The organism is Mesorhizobium sp. WSM4845 (assembly GCF_055811455.1).
This window is the reverse complement of sequence record NZ_JBVVQA010000076.1, coordinates 1-1,513: the sequence shown is the minus strand read 5'-3', so window position 1 is coordinate 1,513 and position 1,513 is coordinate 1. Positions and strand designations below refer to the sequence as shown.

Sequence of the window (1,513 nt, the reverse complement as noted above, 5' to 3'; positions counted from 1 at the left end):
TGCATCTGATTATTCTGGCGGGCATCTCAGCTGGTGCGGTTACATACGGCAGTTCATATGCCGCGGCCGCGATCAACTTCATCACGCCGCCGCTTGTGATCGCGATGGCTTGCTTGCTGGCGAAAGGCAACTTTGAAGATTACATTCTGGCCTTTGCCGTTCTGCTCTTCGTGGGCGGCTTGGTTCGAGGCTCGTTTGTAGGGCAAGCCCGCTTCCGCGAAGCAAGCCGCCTGAGACATGAGGCGGAGCGGCTTGCGGCGGAAATGGAGCGCAATTCCAGGGAGGACCACCTAACGGCCCTTCTCAACAGACGGGGCCTCGAACACGCGATCAATCAGCTCGAGAATACGGACGGCCCGTTCGTTGCAATGCTGATTGATCTGGACGGCTTCAAATCTGTCAACGATACCTACGGTCACAGGACCGGTGATGAACTGCTCGTCATGATCGCCCGCCGCATAGAGCAGGCAGCGCCGGCAGGCTCAACGCTCGCCCGTATCGGCGGCGATGAGTTCGTGCTGTTTTTTCCCTCACTCAGGAGTTCGCTTTCTCCCAGTACCCTCGCATCCAATATCATAGCCAAAGTCGCCAGCCCCTATCGTGAGGTCGCGTCCGTCCGGATCGGTGCATCGATCGGAATATACCTGGCTGAAAGGCCGGGGCTGACGGAAATGTTGCTGCGGGCGGATGTCGCCCTCTACACGGCCAAGCGTCGTGGCAGGAACGAATTTCGCCTGTTCGATGCCGAACTCGACAGGGAATTGCAACGTCGCCAGTCCATCGAACGCGACCTTCATTCAGCGATAGAGGCGAGAAGGGTGGCACCTTGGTTCCAGCCCATCGTGAGACTCGATACCGAGGCCGTGATCGGTTTTGAAGCCTTGCTGAGGTGGTCCCATCCGATCCATGGTTCCATCTCTCCACCCGAAATCATGACAGCCGCACGCGAAACCGGAATGCTTCAACTGTTAACGCAAACGGTATTCTCCGACTGTTGTGCTCTTATCGACGGCTTGGTGAAAGCTGACCGTCGAGACGTTCGTGTGGCAATGAATGTTTCTCCGCGCGAATTGGAAGCCGGCGATATCGACGACATGGTTCTGAATGGTCTGGCGGCAAAAGACCTTCCGACAACGATGTTCGAAATCGAGATTACCGAAGAATCTCCAGTGGACCCGGAAAGACTGGATGAAAAGCTCGGACGGCTTTCACATGCCGGAATTTCCATCGCGCTCGATGACTTCGGCACCGGCTTTTCCACGTTGGCGTCGCTCAAGGACAGTCGGATACGCAAGGTGAAAATAGACCAAGGCTTCATCCGCGGCTTGGCCAAGTCTCGGGAGGACCGGCTGCTTGTCAAAACGGTGATCGATCTTGGTCGGGCGCTCGGGATCGATGTCATGGCCGAAGGCGTCGAAACAGAGGCGGACCGGCAAATTCTGTACAAGCTCGGCTGCAGAACTGCTCAGGGCTTCCTATTCTCCAAGGCGGTGCCGCTAAGCCAGGCGCTTGA

1 protein-coding gene is annotated in these 1,513 nt (G+C 57.0%); it reads left to right on the top strand.

What is annotated here, in order from left to right; all coding sequences use genetic code 11:
- The coding region (locus AC0L2C_RS34055) for a putative bifunctional diguanylate cyclase/phosphodiesterase (protein WP_473525515.1) at positions 1–1,513 on the top strand (1,513 nt) is incomplete at both ends.